Annotated in this window: 19 protein-coding genes; 4 read left to right on the forward strand and 15 right to left on the reverse strand. The window is 73.1% G+C overall.

Annotated features, from left to right (window positions below; all coding sequences use genetic code 11):
* Positions 1 to 15: 15 nt before the first annotated feature.
* From adhE to ABZ321_RS24940, 3 genes are read right to left on the reverse strand one after another with little or no spacing between them, the layout of a single operon-like run.
* Complete coding sequence (adhE, locus tag ABZ321_RS24930) at positions 16 to 2,667, reverse strand: bifunctional acetaldehyde-CoA/alcohol dehydrogenase (protein WP_354895121.1); 2,652 nt, start codon at positions 2,665 to 2,667, stop codon at positions 16 to 18.
* A gap of 57 nt (positions 2,668 to 2,724) precedes the next feature.
* The gene (locus ABZ321_RS24935; RefSeq protein ID WP_354895124.1) at positions 2,725 to 3,582 is read right to left on the reverse strand and encodes a universal stress protein; all 858 of its coding nucleotides are present in this window, start codon (positions 3,580 to 3,582) and stop codon (positions 2,725 to 2,727) included.
* A gap of 5 nt (positions 3,583 to 3,587) precedes the next feature.
* Positions 3,588 to 4,271: a CBS domain-containing protein gene (locus ABZ321_RS24940; protein ID WP_354895127.1), complete on the reverse strand. Its 684-nt coding sequence runs from the start codon at positions 4,269 to 4,271 to the stop codon at positions 3,588 to 3,590.
* 218 nt (positions 4,272 to 4,489) lie between these two features.
* Here ABZ321_RS24940 and ABZ321_RS24945 point away from each other — a divergent pair, with 218 nt between their 5' ends.
* Together ABZ321_RS24945 and ABZ321_RS24950 are read left to right on the forward strand one after the other, a co-directional pair.
* Positions 4,490 to 5,701 (forward strand): HDOD domain-containing protein, encoded by a 1,212-nt coding sequence (locus tag ABZ321_RS24945; RefSeq protein ID WP_354895130.1) that lies wholly within the window; start codon positions 4,490 to 4,492, stop codon positions 5,699 to 5,701.
* 42 nt (positions 5,702 to 5,743) lie between these two features.
* A complete protein-coding gene (locus tag ABZ321_RS24950) occupies positions 5,744 to 6,244 on the forward strand; it encodes a hemerythrin domain-containing protein (protein ID WP_354895133.1) in 501 nt (166 codons plus the stop codon).
* 19 nt (positions 6,245 to 6,263) lie between these two features.
* On the opposite strand, the gene ABZ321_RS24955 is transcribed toward ABZ321_RS24950, so the two are convergent.
* The 11 genes from ABZ321_RS24955 to epsC all read right to left on the reverse strand — a co-directional run bounded on the left by ABZ321_RS24955 (position 6,264) and on the right by epsC (position 18,640).
* Positions 6,264 to 6,836: a hypothetical protein gene (locus ABZ321_RS24955; protein ID WP_354895135.1), complete on the reverse strand. Its 573-nt coding sequence runs from the start codon at positions 6,834 to 6,836 to the stop codon at positions 6,264 to 6,266.
* 23 nt (positions 6,837 to 6,859) lie between these two features.
* Positions 6,860 to 7,999, reverse strand: a complete 1,140-nt coding sequence (locus ABZ321_RS24960; protein ID WP_354895138.1) for a hypothetical protein — start codon at positions 7,997 to 7,999, stop codon at positions 6,860 to 6,862.
* Positions 7,986 to 8,537, reverse strand: coding sequence for a SigE family RNA polymerase sigma factor (locus ABZ321_RS24965; RefSeq protein WP_354895141.1), 552 nt, complete (start codon positions 8,535 to 8,537; stop codon positions 7,986 to 7,988). Before ABZ321_RS24965 ends, ABZ321_RS24960 begins: the two co-directional genes overlap by 14 nt.
* Positions 8,538 to 8,595: 58 nt before the next feature.
* Positions 8,596 to 8,928, reverse strand: coding sequence for a LuxR family transcriptional regulator (locus ABZ321_RS24970; protein ID WP_344505799.1), 333 nt, complete (start codon positions 8,926 to 8,928; stop codon positions 8,596 to 8,598).
* A 12-nt stretch (positions 8,929 to 8,940) separates the two neighbouring features.
* A complete protein-coding gene (locus tag ABZ321_RS24975; RefSeq protein ID WP_344505800.1) occupies positions 8,941 to 10,173 on the reverse strand; it encodes an MFS transporter in 1,233 nt (410 codons plus the stop codon).
* A gap of 29 nt (positions 10,174 to 10,202) precedes the next feature.
* Positions 10,203 to 10,961, reverse strand: a complete 759-nt coding sequence (narI, locus tag ABZ321_RS24980; RefSeq protein ID WP_354895145.1) for a respiratory nitrate reductase subunit gamma — start codon at positions 10,959 to 10,961, stop codon at positions 10,203 to 10,205.
* Positions 10,958 to 11,578 carry a nitrate reductase molybdenum cofactor assembly chaperone gene (gene narJ, locus ABZ321_RS24985; protein WP_354895147.1) on the reverse strand — a complete coding sequence of 207 codons (621 nt, stop codon included), beginning with the start codon at positions 11,576 to 11,578 and terminating at the stop codon, positions 10,958 to 10,960. The genes narI and narJ overlap by 4 nt, the downstream gene beginning before the upstream one ends.
* Positions 11,575 to 13,221: a nitrate reductase subunit beta gene (gene narH, locus ABZ321_RS24990; protein WP_354895150.1), complete on the reverse strand. Its 1,647-nt coding sequence runs from the start codon at positions 13,219 to 13,221 to the stop codon at positions 11,575 to 11,577. Before narH ends, narJ begins: the two co-directional genes overlap by 4 nt.
* Positions 13,222 to 13,252: 31 nt before the next feature.
* Positions 13,253 to 16,915, reverse strand: a complete 3,663-nt coding sequence (locus ABZ321_RS24995) for a nitrate reductase subunit alpha (protein WP_354895152.1) — start codon at positions 16,913 to 16,915, stop codon at positions 13,253 to 13,255.
* Positions 16,916 to 17,150: 235 nt separating this feature from the next.
* Positions 17,151 to 18,122 carry a cysteine synthase A gene (gene cysK / locus ABZ321_RS25000; RefSeq protein WP_354895155.1) on the reverse strand — a complete coding sequence of 324 codons (972 nt, stop codon included), beginning with the start codon at positions 18,120 to 18,122 and terminating at the stop codon, positions 17,151 to 17,153.
* Complete coding sequence (gene epsC, locus ABZ321_RS25005) at positions 18,119 to 18,640, reverse strand: serine O-acetyltransferase EpsC (RefSeq protein WP_354895157.1); 522 nt, start codon at positions 18,638 to 18,640, stop codon at positions 18,119 to 18,121. The genes cysK and epsC overlap by 4 nt, the downstream gene beginning before the upstream one ends.
* A 362-nt stretch (positions 18,641 to 19,002) precedes the next feature.
* Here epsC and ABZ321_RS25010 point away from each other — a divergent pair, with 362 nt between their 5' ends.
* Entirely contained in the window at positions 19,003 to 19,377 is a 375-nt protein-coding gene (locus tag ABZ321_RS25010) for a group 1 truncated hemoglobin (protein WP_344505806.1), read from the forward strand.
* A gap of 85 nt (positions 19,378 to 19,462) precedes the next feature.
* On the opposite strand, the gene ABZ321_RS25015 is transcribed toward ABZ321_RS25010, so the two are convergent.
* On the reverse strand, positions 19,463 to 19,792 hold the full coding sequence (locus tag ABZ321_RS25015) for a DUF2249 domain-containing protein (protein WP_354895160.1): 330 nt from the start codon (positions 19,790 to 19,792) through the stop codon (positions 19,463 to 19,465).
* A 50-nt stretch (positions 19,793 to 19,842) separates the two neighbouring features.
* Here ABZ321_RS25015 and ABZ321_RS25020 point away from each other — a divergent pair.
* The coding region (locus ABZ321_RS25020) for a helix-turn-helix domain-containing protein (protein WP_354895161.1) at positions 19,843 to 20,125 on the forward strand (283 nt) is incomplete at its 3' end.

Below are 20,125 nucleotides of genomic sequence, written 5' to 3' on the forward strand. Positions count from 1 at the left end.
CCGCCCGCGCTCCGGTCACTGGTGGGCGGTGCCGTAGTAGGCGGTCCGCATGATGGCGCGGAGGTCGTCCAGCATCGGCATGCGCGGGTTCGCCGGGGCGCACTGGTCCAGGTAGGCGTTCATCGCCTGCTGCGGCAGCGCGTCCAGGAACGTCTGCTCGTCGACGCCGACGGCCTGGAACGACGGCTCGATGCCGACCTCGGCGCGGAGGCGCTCCACGGCGGCGGCGTAGGACTCCACGCCCTCCTCGGGGGTGCCGGCCGGCAGCCCGAGCGCCTGGGCGATCTGCTGGAAGCGCTCCGGGGCCACGTACCGCTCGTACTTCGGCCAGGCGGTCAGCTTCGCCGGCACCGTGCCGTTGTGGCGGATGACGTGCGGTAGCAGGATCGCGTTGGTGCGCCCGTGGGCGATGTGGAACGTGGCGCCCAGGGTGTGGGCCAGGGCGTGCACCATGCCGAGGAACGCGTTGCCGAAGGCCATGCCGGCGATCGTCCCGGCGTTGTGCATCTTCTCCCGCGCGGTCGCGTCGGTGCGGCCCTGGTGCACCGCCGCCGGCAGGTACTGGAACACCAGCTTGATCGCGTGCAGGGCGAGGCCGTCGGTGTAGTCGTTGGCGTACACGGACACGAACGCCTCGGTGGCGTGGGTGAGGCAGTCGAAGCCGCTGTCGGCGGTGACGTTCGCCGGCAGGTCGGCCGTCAGCACCGGGTCGATGATCGCGACGCTCGGGGTGAGCGCGTAGTCGGCCAGGGGGTACTTCATGCCGGTCTTCGTGTCGGTGATGACGGCGAACGGGGTGATCTCCGCACCGGTGCCGGACGTGGTCGGCACGCAGACGAGCCGGGCCAGCCGGCCCAGGGCCGGGAACGTGAACGCCCGCTTGCGGATGTCGAAGAACTTCTCCCGCATGTCGGTGAACTCGGTGCCGGGGTTCTCGTACAGCAGCCACATCACCTTCGCCGCGTCCATCGGCGAGCCGCCGCCGAGCGCGATGATCGTGTCGGGGCGGAACGAGCCCATCAGCTCGGCGCCCCGCTCGACGGTCGCCATCGTCGGCTCCGGCTCGACGTCGTCCAGGATCTGCACGGTGACCGGGTTGGCGCTGCCGCGCAGGACGCCGCGGATGCGGTCGACGTAGCCGAGCCTGGTCATCGTCGGATCGGTGACGATCGTGACCCGGTGGACGTCGGGCATGTCCGCCAGGTACCGGATGGCGTTGGGCTCGAAGTAGATCTTCGGCGGGACCTTGAACCACTGCAGGTTGTTGGTGCGCCGGCCGATCCGCTTGATGTTGAGCAGGTTCACCGCCGAGACGTTGCCGGACACCGAGTTGCGGCCGTAGCTGCCGCAGCCGAGCGTCAGCGACGGCAGGAAGGCGTTGTAGACGTCGCCGATGCCGCCCTGCGACGACGGCGAGTTCCAGATGATCCTGACCGCCTTGACCCGCCGGCCGTAGGCCTCCGCGGTGGCGGCGCCGGCGGTGTGGATGACCGCGCTGTGCCCGAGCCCGTCGAGCTCGACCATCTGCTCGGCGAGGCGGAACCCCTCCTCCGTCGAGCCGGCGCGCAGCACGGCGAGGACGGGGCACAGCTTCTCCCGGGTCAGCGGCTCGTCGGGGCCGACCCCGCCGACCGGCACGAGGATGACCGAGGTGTCCGCCGGCACGTCGAAGCCCGCCCCGGCCGCGATCCACGCCGCGGAGCGGCCCACCACGTCGGGGTTGAGCCTGGCCCCGGCGCAGTTGGAGCCGGCGGCGGCACCGAAGATGAACCGCTCCAGCAGCTCCTTCTCCTGCGGGGTCGCGATGTGCGCGTGCAGCCGCTCGAACTGGGCGAGCGCCTGGTCGGCGATGGCGTCGTCGAGGATGACGGCCTGCTCGGAGGCGCAGATCATGCCGTTGTCGAAGGTCTTGGAGACCACGACGTCGTGCACGGCGCGCACCACGTCGGCGCTGCGTTCGATGTACGCGGGGACGTTGCCGGGCCCGACGCCGAGCGCTGGCTTGCCGGCCGAGTACGCCGCGCGGACCATGGCGCCGCCGCCGGTGGCGAGGATGACGGCCACCCCGGGGTGCCGCATGAGGGTCTGGGTCGCCTCGATGGACGGCGCCTCGATCCACTGGATGCAGTCGCGGGGCGCGCCGGCGGCGACGGCCGCGTCGCGGACCACCCTGGCGGCCTCGGCGCTGCACCGCTGGGCGGCGGGGTGGAACGCGAACACGACGGGGTTGCGGGTCTTCAGCGCGATCAGCGCCTTGAACACCGTCGTCGACGTGGGGTTGGTGACGGGCGTGACGGCGCAGACGACCCCGACCGGTTCGGCGATCTCGACGATACCGTTGATCTCGTCGCGGGCCACGATCCCGACGCTGCGCAGGCCGGCGAGGCTGTGCGCGATGTGCTCGGAGGCGAAGACGTTCTTGACCGCCTTGTCCTCGAAGACGCCGCGCCCGGTCTCCTCGATCGCGAGCTCGGCGAGGCGGCCGTGCTGGCTGAGCGCCGCGACGGAGGCCTTCTTGACGATGTGGTCGATCTGCTCCTGCCCCAGTGCCGCGTACGCGTCGAGCGCCCGCAGCGCCCTGGTCACCAGGCGGTCGACGGCCGGTGCTGTCCCTTCGACGGCCAGGACGGGCACGTCGAGCGGGGTGAGGGTCCCGGTCACCGTCATCACTTCCTTCCCGAGGGCGGCGCGGACCGCACGGCCCGCGCCTCCATCCTTCGGCGGTCAGGGCATCGATCCCAGTGCCCGACGTCCCGCCCGGGGATGACCAAGGTCCCGCCCACCGACGACGGCGACCGGGCACGACGCGTTGCGCACGAGCGTGCCGGTCCCCTCGCCGGCGCCCACGACGACGAGCGACGCGGCCCTCGCGGCGTCGAGCAGCCGGGCGGCGGGGTCGACGCCGTGCAGAGCGTCCAGCGCGACGGCGACGTCGGGGTGCACGGCGCGCCGGTCGGCGATGGCCCGGCTGAGCAGCAGCCGGGTGGCGGTGTCGTCGCGCGGGTCGTCGGGTCCGCTGACGGCGCACACCCTGACGCCCGTGCCGCGGCGCTGCGCCGTCTCGAACGCGTGGTGGATCGCCGCCGCCGACGGCGCGGCCGGGTCGAGCCCCAGCAGGACCGGGCCGTGCCCGGTGTCGCCGGCGCTCACGACGACGACGGGGCACGAGGCGTACGCCATCACGTGCGCGGTGACGGCGCCGACGTGGATCCGTCCGGCCCCGCCGCGCGCCGGGGGCCGGCCGTGCCCGCGCCGGCCGAGCACGACGACGTCGGCCGAGCGGGCCACCCGTACCAGCGCGGCGGCCGGCGCCCGTTGCACGACCGCCGCCTCGACGTGCACGCCGGGGTGGGCCGCCGCCAGTTCGTCGCGGACCGTGTCGAGCAGCCGCCACGCCTCTGTGTGGGCGTCGGCGGTGAGGTCGGGCGGCAGCAGGCCGGCGTACGCGACCCGGTCCAGCTGGGAGTGCACGAGCCGAACGACGCCCCGCCCGGCGGCGGCCTCGGCGGCGGCGTGGCGGGCCGCCGCCCAGCCGTCCGCGGAACCGTCGAACCCGGCGACGACCCTGATCCGTGTCGGCATGGCGGTCAGGCGTCGATGTGGCCGAGCCGGGCCGTCGTGTCGTCGAAGCCCCATTCGAGCTCGTCGTCGGTGACGCCGACGACGCCGTCGACGCGGTGGATCAGGCGGACGGCGATCTGGGCGCTGCTGCGCCGGTCGATCTTCCCGGCGAGGGTCACATGGCCGTCCGCGACGGCGACGTCGACCTCGACCGGGTCGATCCACATGATGCCGCGCAGCACCGACTCGATGATGTCGGTGCGGATGGCGGCGTCCTCCCGCAGGTACCGCCGCAGCAGGTCCCGGCGGGAGACGATGCCGACCAGGTTTCCGGCGTCGTCGACGACGGGGAGCCGCTTGACGTCGCGGAGCTCCATGAGCCGGGCGGCGTCGGTGAGGGTCGCGGTCGCGGTGACGGTGACCGCGGGTGCCGTCATCAGCGCCTCGGCGTGCTCGCCGGAGGCCTTCTCCTTCGCCAGGCGCTGCCGGCGGCGTTCGAAGAGGCCGGCGTGCGCGCCGGCGCCCCACTCCACCTTGTGCAGCAGGTCCGCCTCCGAGACGACGCCCAGCACCCGGCGGTCGCCGTCGACGACCGGCACGGCGCTGACCCCGAACTCGACGAGGAGGTCGACGATCTGCTTGTACCCGAGGTCGGGTGCGACGGTGACCACGCCGGTGCTCATCACATCACGTACCAGCAGCGCAGACATCGACCTGCTCCCTTCCGGACGACGGTGGTCTCCCCTCCACCCTCCGCCGGGTCCGGTCCCGGCACATGGGCCGAAAGTCCCCCGGTCGCGGGCCCACGGCCCCGACCGGTGGACGCCGGTCGGCGGCGCTGGTGGACGTTCGGCGGTCGCCGTCAGGTAGCAGGAAAGGTCACTATCGGTGACGCAGGGTGTTCTGCCGCACACGGATCGGGAAACGCATGTCCAACGTCATACCTGAGGTCGCGGACGTCCACGTGGGTCGCCAGGCCATCTACGACCGGCAGGGCGACGTCGCGGCGTACGAGCTGCTGTTCCGCGACGGGCCCCGGGCCGGCGCCGCGACGGACGGCGGGTCGTTCGCGACGAGCCAGGTGATGGTCGCCGCGTTCACCACCGTCGGCGTCGAGGAGCTCGCCGGCGGGCGGCCCTGCTTCATCAACCTCACCGCCGACTTCCTGCTCGGCGAGCTGCCGGTGCCGTTCGCCCCCGGGCACGCCGTCCTGGAGGTGCTCGAGACCGTCGACGTCGACGACCGGCTCGTCGAGGGCGTCGCCGCGCTGGTCGGCCGCGGGTACGTCATCGCCCTCGACGACTTCGTCCCCGGGTCGGGGCACGAGCGGCTCTTCGCCCTCGCGTCCTACGTGAAGGTCGACTTCCTGGGCACGACGGACGCGCAGCGCCGGGCGATCCTCGCCGCCCGGGCCGCGCACCCGCACCTGCGGTTCGTCGCCGAGCGGCTGGAGACCGCCGACGACGTGGCGGAGGCGAAGGCGCTCGGGTTCGAGCTGTTCCAGGGGTACGCGCTGAGCCGGCCAGCGGTCGTGTCGGCCCGGACGCTGAGCGCCTCCCGGCTGCGCTGCGTGCACCTGCTCGGCCTGCTGATGGCGCCCGACGTGGGGCTGGACCGGGTCGTGTCGATCGTGTCGGGCGACCCGGCGCTGAGCTACCGGATGCTGAAGGCGGTCAACGCCGCCGCGGCCGGCGCCGCGCACCGGGTGTCGTCGGTGCACGAGGCGGTCGTCATGCTCGGCACCGCCCAGATCCGCGACTGGGTGACGCTGATGCTCGTCGGCGACCTCACCGAGGCCGGCGAGGAGCAGACCGCCGACATCCTCGTCCACGCGCAGCTGTGCCGGCTGATCGCGGAGAGCACCGGCGTCGACGGCGACGAGGCGTTCACGGCGGGCCTGCTCGACGCCGTCGCGGGCCTGCTGGGCCTGCCGATCGAGGCCCTCGCCGGCTCGCTGCCCCTGGCCCCGGCGGTCCGCGACGGGCTGCTGCACGGCGCGGGCGCGCTCGGCGACGTGCTCGCCGCGGTCGGCGCCCACGAACGGGGCGCCCCGACCCGCGGCGGCGGCAACCTCCTCATCAAGCACCTGGCGGCCCTCGCGTGGGCGACGAGGACGACGCAGGCCGTCCGCTCCACCTGATCCGGGACCAAGGTCCCTGGTCAGGAGGGTGACAGCGGACGGATGCTCGGAAGCGTGTGCGAATACTGCGGCTGCCAGACCCTGGCGGCGATCGACGAGCTGACCCGCGAGCACGACACGGTGGTGAACCTGATCGGCGAGGTCCGCGCGGCCCGCGCCGCCGCCGACACCGGCGGGATGGCGGACCTGGCCCGGCGGATCGCCGCGGTGCTCGGCCCGCACACCGAGGTCGAGGAGAAGGGGCTGTTCCCGCTGCTGGCGGGCGAGTTCCCGGACCAGGTCGCCGCCCTGGAGGCGGAGCACGACGCGATCGAGGCGGTGCTCGGGCAGGCCGCCGCCGACACGCCCACCGACCCCGCGTGGCCCGACCGGTTCGTGCGGATCCTCGACGTGCTGCGCGACCACATCCTCAAGGAGCAGGACGGCGTGTTCCCGGCCGCGCTGATCAGCCTCAGCGGCGCCGACTGGGACGCCGTCGACGCGGTCCGCGCCCGCGTCGGCTCCCCTACGGCCTCCCCATCAGGTGGTCCAGGACCGCGTTGAGGCCGGCCCGGGTGTGGTTTCAGGCGGACGCCGGGTGGTATTGCATGCCCTCGGGGCCGGGCGCGAGGACGGCGGCGTACCTCTGGTCGGCCGTGATGTCGACGTCGTCGACCTCGAACCCGATCAGGGCACGGTCGAACGGCACATCGGCGTGCACGGCGACGGCCACGTCGGCCAGCCACCGGTCGAGCGGGGCCCGCCAGGCCAGCGACTCGACCCCGCTGCGCTGGTCGAAGGGGTAACCGCCGATCCGGCGGTCGACCCGCCCCAGCGCACTCAGCGGTAGGTACAGCTCCAGGTCGTCGTCGCCGTCGTCATACCGGCACACGTACGCGCCGCAGACCACCCGGTCGCCGGACGGCAGCGTCAGCGACCCCCGCAGGTGCCCGTGCTCGATCAACGCGGCGGCACCGATCTCGACGTCGAGCGTGCCGGAGCCCGGCCGGCACCCCTGGACGCCCGCGGCGTGCCACAGCGACCGCACGGCCCGGTCGAGCCTGCCGTCGTCGGCCGGGCCGAGGAGCAGGGACAGCTCGTAGAACCCGCCCGTCCAGTTCTCCTCGTCACGCACGTCGTCCGCGGCAGCCCTCACCCCGGCATTCTCCACCGTCCGCTCTACGGCTTGCCCAGCAGGCGGTCGAGGACGGCGTTGAGGGCCGGCGACGGCGGGGCGCCCTCGAAGTCGAAGGTCACCACCGGGCAGGCGTCGCGGGTGACCCGCACCTCGCGGGTCTCGCCGAGCACGTCGCGCAGCACGAGGACGTCGACCGTCCCCGGCGGCGCCGAACAGTGCAGGTACGGGATCTCACCGGCGGTCGCCTCCGCCGCCGCGTTCACCGCCGTGGCCGCGTCACCGGCGGCGCCCCGGTCGGTGACCTGGCGGGTGCGGTCCCACGCGTCCCCGTCGCCGCGCACGTACCGGCAGGCGGTGACGACGGCGAGCGGCGCCGACAGGTAGCGGCGGTCGGCGCCGTAGGTGACGGTCCAGAAGTCGGCGACGGGGTCCGGGCTGAACCTGCCGTCGGCGGGCCCGGTCGTGAGCCGCTGCGCGCAGCCAGCGGCGGGCACGTCACCCGGCCGCGCCGCCGCGAGCTCCTGCGCCACGAACCGGCGGTCGAACGCCTCGACCGCCCGGTCGCCCTGATACCGGGTGACCGTCCCGCGCCGCACGAACCCGCACGCGCTCGCGAACTCGACCGTCGCGCGGCTGCCGTCGCCGTACTCCAGGGTGAGGTACCCGCCGCCGAGGCCCACGGTGAAGCACGGGTCGATGTCGCTGGTCGGGAGGGTGTTCAGCGCGGTGACCAGGCCGCCGACGTCGCGGGTCAGCACGAGCCGCCGCGGCGGGCCGGGCCGCCGCACGTGCAGCTCCGGGACCTCGAGGTACCGGCAGAACACGGCACGGACCGCGCCGGCCCGGGCGAGGTCGCCGGCCGCGCTGGACGGCAGGTCCCCGTTGCCCCCGCCGAACCGCGCCGGCGGCGCCGCCGGGCAGTCACCGGCGCCGGGCCGGCCAGGAACCGCCGTGTCCGGTCCGGCCGGCACGCTGGGACCGGGCCTGGCGGTGGCGAAGGCGGCCGCCCCGCCGATCAGCACGGCGGCCACGGCCACCGCGGCCAGCACCCCGGTGAGCCGCCGCCGGCGCCGCACCTTCCGGCCGACCGCCGCGAGCCGGTCCGGCGGCGTCGCGAGCTCCGGCACGAGACCGTCGAGGAGCCGGCCGATGGCCCGGCCGTCACCGTCAGGACGCGTCATGGTGCCCCACTCCCCCGTCGATTCCCTCGTCGATGAGCAGCGCCCGCACCGCGTCGTCCTCGCGCAGCGCCCGCAGCGCCCGGAAGGCCAGGGTCTTCACCGTGCCCTCGGTGCAGCCCAGCAGCTCCGCCGTCTCCGCGACGGTGCGGTCCTCCACGTAGCGCAGCACGACCACGGCCCGCTGCCGGCCGGTGAGCCGGGCGAGCGCGCGCCGCACCCCGTCCCGCCCGGCCGACTCGGCGGCGACGTCCTCGCCGCTGGCCCGCTCCGGCGGCGCCGCGCTCGGCAGCTCGCCCCGCCAGCGCCGCTGCCACCAGCTGGAGTAGGTGGTGTAGAGGACCCGCCGCACGTACGCCTCGGGGCTGCCGCCGACCGCGATCCTGTCCCAGTGCTGCCAGCTGCGCGCGAGCGCCGTCTGCAGGAGGTCCTCGGCCCGCCCGGCGTCGCCGGTCAGCAGCCACGCCGCCCGCAGCAGCACGTGCGACCGCGCCGCCACGAACTCGGCGAAGCCTTCCGGTGGTGCGGGTGTTCGCGTCATCCGGCCCTCCCGCCGAGTAAACCGGATGGCCGGCACCGGCGGTTGACAGCCGGGTGGCTCAGTGCGGCTTGGCGACGGTGAGGAGGACGGCGGCGTCGTCGAGGGCCTCGAGGGTGTGCCGGGCGTCCGGGATGGCGAGCAGGTCGCCGGCGGCGGCCTCAACGGCGTCGGTGGCGGTGGCGAGCCGGACCCGGCCGTGCAGCACGTGCAGGGTGGCCTCGCCGGGGTTCTCGTGCTCGTCGAGCTTGCGGCCGGCGGCCAGGGCGATGAGCGTCTGGTGCAGTGTGCGCTCGTGACCGCCGTACAGGGTCTGGGCGCTGCGGCCGCTGGAGGCGGTGCGGGCGGTCGCCAGGTGCTGTTCGACGAGTGCGGGCAGCGATGACGAGGACATGTCGGGTTCCTTTCAGGTGGTGCGGCGGGCCAGGGTGCTCATCTTGACGGCGGTGTAGACGGCGGCGGCGAGGGCGACGTCCGACAGCAGCATCAGGCCGATGGCGTAGGAGCCTTCCACGCCGTACACCCAGCCCATGACGAGTGGCGGGACGAACCCGCCGAGGCCGCCTGCCGCGCCGACGACGCCGGTGACGGCGCCGACCTTGTCGGCGGGGGCGACCTTGCCGACGAGGGCGAAGACGGCGCCGGCGGCCGCGCCGAGCAGGGCCGCCAGGCCGAGGAACGCGATGGTGGCCACCGGCATCAGGGCCGGCTGGAACGCCTGCACGACGGCGAAGAGCGCGGTGCCGGTGAAGCACCAGACGAGGACCGGCACGGGGTGGAACCGGTCGGAGAGCCAGCCGCCGGTGGGCCGGGCGATCACGGCGAGGACGACGAACCCGGCGGTGCGCAGCGCGGCGTCGTCGGCGGTGAGCCCGTAGACGGTCTTCAGGTAGGCGGGCAGGTACACGCTGAAGGCGACGAACCCGCCGAAGCCGACCGCGTAGAGGAAGCACAGCTGCCAGGTGACGCCGAGCCGGCTCACGGCCAGGACGCGGGAGACCGCAGAGCCGGCCGGTGGCTGCCGGCCCGGCGCGTCCCGCATCAGCAGGAAGGCGAGCACCGCGTAGACGGCGAGGACGGCGGCCACGATGAGGAACGGCGTGTCCGCACCGTACGCGTCGGCGAGCTTGACGGTGCTGAAGTTGGCGATGGCGGTGCCGCCGGTCCCGATGCCGAACACGCCGAGCGCGAAGCCTTTGCGGGCCGGCGGGTACCAGCCGGAGACGAGCGGGACGCCGACGGCGAAGGTGGTGCCGCCGAGGCCGAGGAAGAACCCGGTGACGATGAGCGCCGGGTAGGACGACACGACGGTCAGGGTCAGCACGGGCACGATGGTGGCGAGGCTGACGAGCGGGAACATGACGCGCGCGCCGTACCGGTCGGTGAGGGCGCCGACCGGGATGCGGCCGAGCGATCCGACGACGACGGGCACGGCGACGAGCAGCGACTGGGCGGCGAAGCTCAGCCCGAGGCGCTCCTTGACGCCGGGCCCGAGCGGGCCGAGCAGCGCCCAGGCCCAGAAGTTCACGGTGAACCCGATCGTCGCCAGGATCAGGTTCCGCCCGGCGCCGGGCGGGGTCACCGCCGGCGCCGGTGGTGCGGCCGCCTTCTTGGTGGCGGGTCTGCCGGTTCTCGCCATCTCATACCTCGGCGGTGGTCGGGCCGGCGTTACCGCCGGCGGGCGGAGGCGTCGTCGGTGGTGGGCAGCTTCGGCGGGCCCTCCCAGCCGGGGCGGGCGGGCCGCAGCCCGGGCCTGGCGTCGCGGCTGCGGTACACCACGTAGGGGCGGGTGAGGTAGCCGACGGGGGCACTGAACGCGTGCACGAGCCGGGTGAAGGGCCAGAACGCGAACAGCGCGAACGCCATGATGATGTGGACCTGGAACGACGTCGGCACGCCCGCCATGAGGTCCGGGTCGGGCTGGAAGACGAACAGCGACCGGAACCAGGGGGAGATCGTCTCGCGGTAGTCGTAGCCGTCGCCGGCGATGTTCGCCTTCACGGTGGCGAGCAGGCCGAGGACGATGACGGCGGCGAGCACCAGGTACATGCCCTTGTCGTTCTTCGTGGTGGCGGCGAAGACCGGCCCGGTGAGCCGGCGGCGGGCGATGAGGATCGCCATGCCGATCAGGGTGCAGAGGCCGGCGACGGTACCGATGAACACGGCCGACAGGTGGTAGGCGTGCTCGGTGATCCCGACCGCCTCCGTCCACGCCTTCGGCACCACCAGACCGCCGACGTGCCCGATGAGGACCATCAGGACGCCGAAGTGGAACAGCGGGCTGCCCCAGCGCAGGACGGCGGTCTCGTACAGCTGCGACGAGCGGGTCGTCCAGCCGAACTTGTCGTAGCGGTAGCGCCAGATCAGGCCGCCGACGAGGATCGCGACGGCGACGTACGGATACACGACCCAGAGCAGGACGTTCATCGGCGGCCTCCGGTGGTGTCGACGAGTCCGAACGGTTCGAGGCCGACCTGCTCGACGGGCGGGCCGGTGCGGGCGAGCCGGACGGCGGCGGCGAGGTCACCGGGCTGGGCCGGTGGCAGCATCGCGCGGACCGCCTCGATCGCGTGCCTGTACACGGAGCCGTCGAGGGCCCCGCTCAGCAGGTCGAGGCCGATCCGGTTCTCCCGCAGCAGCCGCCAGCCGTGGTCGGCAGCGGGATCGGGCGCGGCGGCGAGGTCGAGGACGGCGGGCAGGTAGTCGGGCAGCTCCCCGTCGACCAGCTCCAGACCGGCGGCCTTGTACCCGGCGGCGAACAGGACCAGAGCCTCGCCGCGCCGGCGGGTGTCGCCGCAGGTGTAGTACGTCAGGTGCAGGCAGCACCGGCGCCGGAAGTCGAACAGCTCCACGTACTCGGCGGCGAGCCGGCCCGGATCGGTCGCGGCCCGGTGGTCGGCGACGCGTCGCAGTGGCGAGGCGACCGCGGGTGGGAGCCCGTCCAGAGCGGCGACGATCGTCGGTACCGCCGCCAACACGGAGACGTCGGGGTAGCGCAGCAGCAGGGACGCCGCGCGGGCGGCGACGGGACGCCAAGCGGTCACGGGGCACCGCCGTCGGTCTTCGGTGGGAACAGGCCGTCCGGGGTGCCTTTGCCGTCCCAGTTTAGCAGGTTCACCCGGGTCTCCTTGTCCGAGGGCGCGGCGCCGGTGTCGGCGGTCTGCCGGTTGCGCAGCATGTGGAAGTTCTCGATCGCGATCGGCGCCGGCGTGCCGGACGACTCGCCGAACGGCCCGTCCTCCAGGCTGCATTCGGTGCCGAGCCGTTCGAGCCGGTGCGCGTCCTCGATCAGCTCGGGGTGGGCGGCCGGGATGACGTACCGCTCCTCGTACTTGGCGATCGCCAGCAGGCGGTACATGTCGTCCATCTGTGTGCCGGTCATGCCGACGGTGGCGGCGATCGACTCGTCGCGCTCCTCGCCGAGGTTGATCCGCCGCTGGTAGGCGCGCATCGCGGCGAGCCGGCGCAGCACGGCGGTGACCGGTGCGGGGTCGCCGGCGGTGAACAGCCCGGCGAGGTAGTCGACGGGGATGCGCAGCGCGTCGACGGCGCCGAACAGGTTCCCGACTTCCTCGCCGTCGTGGCCGGTCCCGGTGAGCGCGTCGACGACCGGCGACAGCGGCGGGATGTACCAGACCATCGGCATGGTGCGGTACTCCGGGTGCAGCGGCAGCGCCACCTCGTACTTCATGATGAGGTCCCAGATCGGGGAGCGTTGCGCCGCGGCGATCCAGTCCTCGGGGATGCCGGAGGCGCGGGCCGCGGCGGCGACCTGCGGGTCGTTCGGGTCCAGGAACACCGACCGTTGCGCGGCGTAGAGCTCGCGCTCGTCCTTGACGGCGGCGGCCTTGCCGACCCGGTCCGCGTCGTACAGCATCAGGCCGATGTAGCGCAGCCGCCCGACGCACGTCTCGGAGCAGATGGTCGGCTGGCCGATCTCGATCCGCGGGAAGCAGAACGTGCACTTCTCGGCCTTGCCGGTGCGGTGGTTGAAGTAGACCTTCTTGTACGGGCAGCCGGTGACGCACATCCGCCAGCCGCGGCACCGGTCCTGGTCGACGAGCACGATGCCGTCCTCGGCCCGCTTGTAGATCGCGCCGGACGGGCACGACGCGGCGCACGACGGGTTGAGGCAGTGCTCGCAGATGCGCGGCAGGAAGAACAGGAACGCCTTCTCGTACTCCTGGCGGACCTGGTCGGACAGCTGCGCGAGGATCGGGTCGCCGGCGGCGACCTCGTTGCCGCCGGCGAGGGAGTCGTCCCAGTTCGCCGACCAGGTGACCTTCGTGTCCCGGCCGGTGAGCAGCGACTTGGGGCGGGCGACGGGGGTGTCGTCGCCGGCGGGCGCGGTGAGCAGGTGCTCGTAGTCGTAGGTCCACGGCTCGTAGTAGTCCTGCATGGACGGCAGCTTGGGGTTGGCGAAGATGCTGAGCAGCTTCTTCACCCGGCCGCCGGCGCGGGGCTTGAGCCGCCCGGTCCTGGTGCGGGTCCACCCACCTTCCCAGCGTTGCTGGTTCTCGTACGTGCGCGGGTACCCCTGCCCGGGGCGGGACTCGACGTTGTTGAACCAGACGTACTCGACGCCGGACCGGTTGGTCCACGCCTGCTTGCAGGTGACGGAGCAGGTGTGGCAGCCGATGCACTTGTCGAGGTTCATCACCATCGCCATCTGGGCCATCAGTCTCATTGGCGCTCCTCGCAAGCGACGATCGGCGGCATCAGTACTCGACCTCCTGGGACCGGCGGCGGATGACGGTGACCTCGTCGCGCTGGTTCCCGGTGGGGCCGAGGTAGTTGAACGCGAACGACAGCTGCGCGTAGCCGCCGATGATGTGGCTCGGTTTGATCAGCAGCCGGGTGAGCGAGTTGTGGATGCCGCCGCGGCGGCCGTTCGTCTCGGCCTTCGGCACGTCGATGACGCGTTCCTGGGCGTGGTACATGTACACGGTGCCCTCGGGCATCTTGTGGGTGACGACGGCACGGCAGACGACGACGCCGTTGCGGTTGACCGCTTCGATCCACTCGTTGTCGGTGACGCCGATCTTCGCGGCGTCGGCCTCCGACATCCACATCGTTGGCCCGCCGCGCGACAGCGTGAGCATGATGAGGTTGTCCTGGTACTCGGAGTGGATCGACCACTTCGAGTGCGGGGTCAGGTAGCGCACGGTCAGCTCCAGCTCCCCGGTGCGCCCGAGCCGCGGCTCGCCGAAGAGCTTGTGCATGTCCAGCGGCGGGCGGAAGACCGGCAGTTCCTCGCCGAGCTCCTGCATCCAGTCGTGGTCGAGGTAGAAGTGCTGCCGGCCGGTGAGCGTGTGCCAGGGTTTGCGGCGTTCGACGTTGATGGTGAAGGGCGAGTAGCGCCGCCCGCCGTGCTCGCTGCCGGACCATTCGGGGCTGGTGATCACCGGTACCGGCCGGGACTGCGCGTCGGCGAACCGGATCTGCTTGCCCTCGTGCTCGCGGGCGAGGTCCGCGAGGCGTTGCCCGGTGCGCCGCTCGAGGAACTCGAATCCTTCGGTGGCGACGCGGCCGTTGGTGGTGCCGGACAGGGCGAGGATCGCCTCGCACGCGCGGATGTCGGTGTCGAGGCGCGGGCGGCCGTCGGCGACGCCCCCGCGGACGGTGCCGTTGATCTTCTTCAGGAACTCGATCTCGGGTTTCACGTCGACGGTGACGGCCTTGGTGGTGGTGCCGAGCCGGTCCAGCAGCGGTCCGAGCGAGGCCATCTTGTCGGCGACCGCGCCGTAGTCGCGTTCGACGACGATGAACTTCGGCATCGTGCGGCCCGGCACGGCGGCGGTCTCGCCGGCCTTCCAGTCCCGCACGATCCCGCCGGGGGTGGCGAGCGCGTCGGGCGTGTCGTGCTGCAGGGGTGCGGCGACGATGTCCTTGCGGACGCCGAGGTGCGGGCCGGCGAGGTCGGAGAACGCCTTGGCGATGCCGTGGAACGCGGTGAAGTCCGTCCTGGTCTGCCACGGCGGGTTGATCGCCGGCGTGAACGCGTGGATGAACGGGTGCATGTCGGTGGTGTTGAGGTCGTGCTTCTCGTACCAGGTGGCGGCGGGCAGCACGACGTCGGAGAACAGGGTGGTCGACGTCATCCGGAAGTCCAGCGACAGCAGCAGGTCGAGCTTGCCCTCGGGCGCCTCGTCGTGCCAGACGACGTCCCGTGGCCGCTTGTCCGGTGGCGCCTCGGCGGCGCGCAGCGACGCGTCGGTGCCGAGGAGGTGCCGCAGGAAGTACTCGTTGCCCTTCGCCGACGAGCCGAGGAGGTTGGCCCGCCAGACGGTGAGGACGCGGGGCCAGTTCTGCGGCGCGTCGGGGTCGGCGCCGGCGAACCCGAGCCGGCCGTCGACGAGCTCCTGGGCGACGTGCGCGGCCGGGTTCTCCGGGTTCGCGGCGAGGGCCTCGTCGGCCACGTCCAGCGGGTTGCGGTCGAAGTTCGGCATCGACGGCATCCAGCCGAGCCGGGCCGACTGCGCGAGGAGGTCGGCGGTGTGCCGGCCGGCGAACGCGCCCTTCGCGAGGGGTGAGGTGAGCACGTCGGCGGTGTACTGGTCGTAGCGCCACTGGTCGGTGTGCAGGTACCAGAACGCGGTGCCGATCATCTGCCGCGGCGGCCGGGACCAGTCCAGGCCGAACGCCAGGTGCGCCCAGCCGGTGACGGGCCGGCACTTCTCCTGCCCGACGTAGTGCGCCCAGCCTCCGCCGTTCACACCCTGGCAGCCGGTGAGCGTCGTCAGCGTCAGCATCGCCCGGTACGTGGCGTCGGAGTGGAACCAGTGGTTGGTGCCGGCGCCCATGAGGATCATCGAACGGCCGCCGGAGCGTTCGGCGTTGTCGGCGAACTCCCGCGCGATCCTCGCGACCTGCGCTGCCGGCACGCCGGTGATCGGCTCCTGCCACGCCGGGGTGTACGGCTCGGCCGGGTCGTCGTAGCCGGCGGGCCACTGCCCGGGCAGTCCGGGGCGGGCCACGCCGTACTGGGCGAGCATCAGGTCGTACACGGTGGTGACGAGCCGGCCGCCGACGGTGGCGGTCGGCACGCCGCGGCGCAGCAGCTCGGGCGTGTCGTTGTCGAAGCGGGGCAGCACGACCTCGACGGCGTCGCCGCCCTCGCAGCTCAGCCTGGGCGTGATCGCGCCGAGGTCGAGGTTCCACCGGCCGACGCCGGCGTCGCTGAACCGGTGGCCGAGCGAACCGTTCGGCACGGCCGGCGCGCCGGTCGTGGTGTCCCACAGCGCCGGGCGGAACGCGGCCTCGGGGTCGGTCTCCCCGAGGTCGGCGGCGGTGATGAACTTCCCGGGCCGGTAGCCCTGCTCGCACGGCTCCAGTGCGACCAGGTACGGCAGGTCGGTGTACCGGCTGACGTAGTCGGCGAACCGGGGGACGGTCCGTTCGACGAAGCACTCCTTGAGCACGACGTGCCCCATCGCCATGGCGAGGGCGCCGTCGGTGCCGGGCTGGGCGGGCATCCACTCGTCGGCGAACTTCACGTTGTCCGCGTAGTCCGGGGACACGACGACGACCTTCTGCCCGCGGTAGCGGGCCTCGGCCATCCAGTGCGCGTCGGGGGTGCGGGTGACCGGGACGTTGGAGCCCCACATCATCAGGTAGGACGCGTCCCACCAGTCGCCGGACTCGGGCACGTCGGTCTGGTCGCCGAACATCTGCGGCGACGCGACGGGCAGGTCGGCGTACCAGTCGTAGAACGACAGCATCGTGCCGCCGATCAGCGACAGGAACCGCGCCCCGACCGCGTGCGACACCATCGACATCGCGGGGATCGGCGAGAACCCGGCGACGCGGTCCGGCCCGTACTGCTTGATGGCGTGCACGTGCGCGGCGGCGACGAGCTCCTGCGCCTCGTCCCACGAGACCCGCACGAGCCCGCCCTTGCCGCGCGCCCGCTGGTAGGCGCGGCGGCGCTGCGGGTCGGCCTGGATGTCGGCCCACGCCGCGACCGGGTCGCCGAGGCGGGCCTTCGCCTCCCGGTACATCTCGACCAGGATCCCGCGCGCATACGGGTAGCGGACCCGGGTCGGCGAGTACGTGTACCAGGAGAACGCGGCGCCGCGCGGGCAGCCGCGGGGCTCGTACTCCGGCCGGTCCGCGCCGACGCTCGGGTAGTCGGTCTGCTGCTGCTCCCAGGTGATGATGCCGTCCTTGACGTACACCTTCCACGAGCACGAGCCGGTGCAGTTGACGCCGTGCGTGGAGCGGACGACCTTGTCGTAGGACCACCGGTCCCGGTAGAAGCTGTCCGCCTCCCGCCCGCCGATCTGGTGCAGCGTCCGCCCGTCGGTGGAGACCTCCGCCCGGCGCACCAGCCCGCCGACGCCCAGCAGCGCCCTGCCCGCTTTTTCGGTCGCGCTCGTCATCGCCACGTTCCTCCGTATATGACCTTGAGAATCAGATTCGTCCTATTCGTGCCGACGGGCAAGCCGAACGCGTGATCCCATGCCATCTGACCGCACCGAAATCCCGGGCGACCGTGCCGAAGGTCCCGAGTTGATCGGGACCATCAGACCGAAGCGGGCGCGCGGGACCCCCGCCCCGGCGGACGGCACGCCGCCCCTGCTACCCGGCCGGGTCCGTGCCACACCCGGCGAACGGTCACCGGCCAGGCGTGGCAGGGGCCCGCGCCGGCCGTGGCGCCGCGGGGGCAGCGGCGGCCTCGAACAGCGGCGTGCTCAGGTACCGCTCACCGGTGTCGGGCAGGATGACCACGACGGTGCCGCCGGCGAGCTCCGGGCGCCGGGCCACCGTGTGCGCCGCGTGCAGCGCGGCGCCGCCGGACACCCCCACTAGCACGCCCTCGGTCCGGGCGAGCCGGCGGGCGGCGGCGCGGGCCCGTTCGACGTCGACCCGCAGCACCTCGTCGTAGACGTCCGGGTCGAGCACGCCAGGCACGAAGCCAGCGCCGATGCCCTGGATCCCGTGCGGCCCCGCGGTCCCGCCGGACAGCACCGGGGACTCGGCTGGCTCCACGGCGACCACCCGCAGCCCGGGGCGCCTGCCCTTGAGCACCTGGCCGACGCCGGTGATCGTCCCGCCGGTGCCGACACCGGCGACGACGGCGTCGAGGTCCCCGCCGGTGTCGTCCCAGATCTCCAGCGCGGTGGTGCGGCGGTGCGCGTCGGCGTTCGCGGGGTTGTCGAACTGCCTGGGCAGGAACGCCCGCTGCTCAGCGGCGAGCCGCTCGGCCCGCCGGACGGCGCCGGGCATGCCCTCCGCGGCCGGGGTCAGCACCAGCCGTGCGCCGTACGCGGCGAGGAGCGTGCGCCGCTCGACGCTCATGCTCTCCGGCATGCACAGCGTCAGCCGGTAGCCCCTGGCGGCGGCGACCACGGCGAGCCCGATGCCCGTGTTGCCGCTGGTCGCTTCGACGATCGACGCGCCGGGTGCCAGTACACCGGCCGCCTCCGCAGCCTCGATCATCGCCACGGCGATGCGGTCCTTGACGCTGCCGCCCGGGTTGGCGGACTCCAGCTTGGCGACCAGCCGGGCCGGCAGTCCCTCCCCGAAACGGGCGAGGTGGACCATCGGCGTGCGGCCGACCAGCGCGGTGACGTCCGGATAGATCATGGGCTCTCCCGCAGGGGCTCGGAGGTGGGTGACCGCAGCCGGGTGCCCGCGGGCACGTCGCTGACGACCAGGCAGTGGGCGCCGACGCTGGCGTCGTCGCCGATACGGACCGGGCCGAGGACGGTGGCGCCGACGCCGAGCACGACCCGGTCGCCGACGTTCGGATGCCGGGCGCTGCCCTTGTCGTCGGCCCACCAGCCGCGGCCGCCGAGCGTGACCCGGTGATACATCGTCACGTCGTCGCCGACGCGGGCGGTCTCACCGATGACCACGCCGGCGCCGTGGTCGATGAACAGGCGCCGGCCGATCCGCGCGCCCGGGTGGATCTCCACGCCGGTCAGCAGCCTGGCGAGCTGGGAGATCGCGCGGGGCAGCAGCGGCAGCCCCCGGCGGTGCAGCCAGTGGCTCAGCCGGTGCGTCCACACCGCCCACAACCCGGGGTAGAGCAGCACCTCCAGCACCCGGATGCCATACAGCGCGGGGTCACGGCGGATCGCCGCACGGATGTCGTCGAGCACGTCGGTCTTCCTTCGCGAACGGCCGGCCAGGGACACCTCAGGCCGGGCGACACCGCCCGCGCCACGCGCTCTTTCCGCTCATAGCCGTGGACGGTACGGCGGAGAATCCGCGCCGTTCAGGGCCGAACGTCCCGGCTGCACCCAGGCGACCCGGACCGGCGCCACGAACGTTCGCCGAGTCCTGGCCACGATCGGCATGTGGAAACTCTATCTATGTGATTCCCGGTTTACTTGTGTAGTGTCTGAGCACCTATTCAAAGGTCTCGCTACCGTGACTATCCGATCGCTGGGCGCTGCCCTACGGCCGGCCGCATGATCACCGGCGCCGCACCCCGCGCGGCGCCCGGAAGGCAGGAGGCGACATGAGCATCTACGACACCATCGGCGGAGCGGCAGCGGTCCAGGCCGCCGTCGAGCAGTTCTACGCCCGCGTCCTCACGGATCCCCGCCTCGAGAGCTTCTTCACCGGCGTCGACGTCCAGCGGCTCAAGACGCACCAGCGGGCGTTCATCACCGCGGCGCTCGGCGGCCCGCAGATCTTCGCCGGCCGCGACATGGCCGCCGCGCACGCCGGGCTGGGAATCACCGACGCCGACTTCGACGCGGTCGTGGCCCACCTGGCCGGCACGCTGACCGACCTCGGCGTGGCCGACGATCAGGTGGCCCAGATCGGCGCGGCACTGGCCCCGCTGCGTGGACAGATCGTCACGACGACGGACTCAGTCGTCGCTCCGTAGCCGCATCGGGCACGGTGGCGACGACGAAGTCCGAGCGGGTCCTCAGCGCACTCGCGAGCGCCACCTGATCGCGTGCCGGGACCTGTCAGGCGGGGACCGGCGTGCGGTGCAGCCGGATCTGCCAGGTGTCGGGGCCGGACTGCAGCCATTTAGCGGCGAACCGCCCGGCGTAGCGCCGGTCGATCTCGGCCAGGAGCGGTCGCGGGGCGTGCGGGGCGACGAGGACGAGGGCACCGTCCTCGGGCAGCGCGTCCAGCGCGTCGAGGACCCGGCCGTGGCGCTCGCCGTGCGGCAGGTCACGGACGTCGAGGCGCGGGTCGATGGACAGCAGCGGCGCGTCACCGGCGCCGCCGGCGGCATCCCCGCCGCAGCCGCAGCTCCCTCCGCAGCCCTGCGTCGCTTCGTCGTGTGACATGGAACCCTCCACTGGTTTTGAGGTCGTTTGACGTTATAACGTTAAGCACCATGGAAACCCCTTCGGTAGGGCCTTCCGGCGAGACGATCGACACGCCGCAGCACCGGGCGCTCGGCTCGGCCAGCCGGGTGTCGATCCTGCAGCTGGTCCGCGCCGCCGGCGGCGGCCTCACCGCCGCGGACGTCGTCGCCGAGACCGGCCTGCACCTGTCCACGGTCCGGGCCCACCTCGACCGGCTCGCCGAGACCGGGCTGCTGGTCAAGGCCCGCGCCAGCGGCGGGCAGCCGGGCCGGCCCGCCTGGCGCTACCGGGTCCGCGGTCGCCGCCCGGTAG

The organism is Dactylosporangium sp. NPDC006015 (assembly GCF_040614215.1).
Classification (GTDB): domain Bacteria; phylum Actinomycetota; class Actinomycetes; order Mycobacteriales; family Micromonosporaceae; genus Dactylosporangium; species Dactylosporangium maewongense.

What these genes read in the sequence shown, in the direction of transcription:
- ABZ321_RS24975 (WP_344505800.1), bottom strand. Translation starts at nt 10,173, where the DNA reads ATGGCGAGAACCGGCAGACCCGCCACCAAGAAGGCGGCCGCACCACCG.
- ABZ321_RS24940 (WP_354895127.1), bottom strand. Translation starts at nt 4,271, where the DNA reads ATGTCTGCGCTGCTGGTACGTGATGTGATGAGCACCGGCGTGGTCACC.
- ABZ321_RS24995 (WP_354895152.1), bottom strand. Translation starts at nt 16,915, where the DNA reads ATGACGAGCGCGACCGAAAAAGCGGGCAGGGCGCTGCTGGGCGTCGGC.
- adhE (WP_354895121.1), bottom strand. Translation starts at nt 2,667, where the DNA reads ATGACGGTGACCGGGACCCTCACCCCGCTCGACGTGCCCGTCCTGGCC.
- ABZ321_RS24970 (WP_344505799.1), bottom strand. Translation starts at nt 8,928, where the DNA reads ATGTCCTCGTCATCGCTGCCCGCACTCGTCGAACAGCACCTGGCGACC.
- ABZ321_RS24965 (WP_354895141.1), bottom strand. Translation starts at nt 8,537, where the DNA reads ATGACGCGAACACCCGCACCACCGGAAGGCTTCGCCGAGTTCGTGGCG.
- ABZ321_RS24945 (WP_354895130.1), top strand. Translation starts at nt 4,490, where the DNA reads ATGTCCAACGTCATACCTGAGGTCGCGGACGTCCACGTGGGTCGCCAG.
- narH (WP_354895150.1), bottom strand. Translation starts at nt 13,221, where the DNA reads ATGAGACTGATGGCCCAGATGGCGATGGTGATGAACCTCGACAAGTGC.
- ABZ321_RS24960 (WP_354895138.1), bottom strand. Translation starts at nt 7,999, where the DNA reads ATGACGCGTCCTGACGGTGACGGCCGGGCCATCGGCCGGCTCCTCGAC.
- ABZ321_RS25015 (WP_354895160.1), bottom strand. Translation starts at nt 19,792, where the DNA reads ATGTCACACGACGAAGCGACGCAGGGCTGCGGAGGGAGCTGCGGCTGC.
- ABZ321_RS25010 (WP_344505806.1), top strand. Translation starts at nt 19,003, where the DNA reads ATGAGCATCTACGACACCATCGGCGGAGCGGCAGCGGTCCAGGCCGCC.
- cysK (WP_354895155.1), bottom strand. Translation starts at nt 18,122, where the DNA reads ATGATCTATCCGGACGTCACCGCGCTGGTCGGCCGCACGCCGATGGTC.
- narI (WP_354895145.1), bottom strand. Translation starts at nt 10,961, where the DNA reads ATGAACGTCCTGCTCTGGGTCGTGTATCCGTACGTCGCCGTCGCGATC.
- ABZ321_RS24950 (WP_354895133.1), top strand. Translation starts at nt 5,744, where the DNA reads ATGCTCGGAAGCGTGTGCGAATACTGCGGCTGCCAGACCCTGGCGGCG.
- ABZ321_RS24935 (WP_354895124.1), bottom strand. Translation starts at nt 3,582, where the DNA reads ATGCCGACACGGATCAGGGTCGTCGCCGGGTTCGACGGTTCCGCGGAC.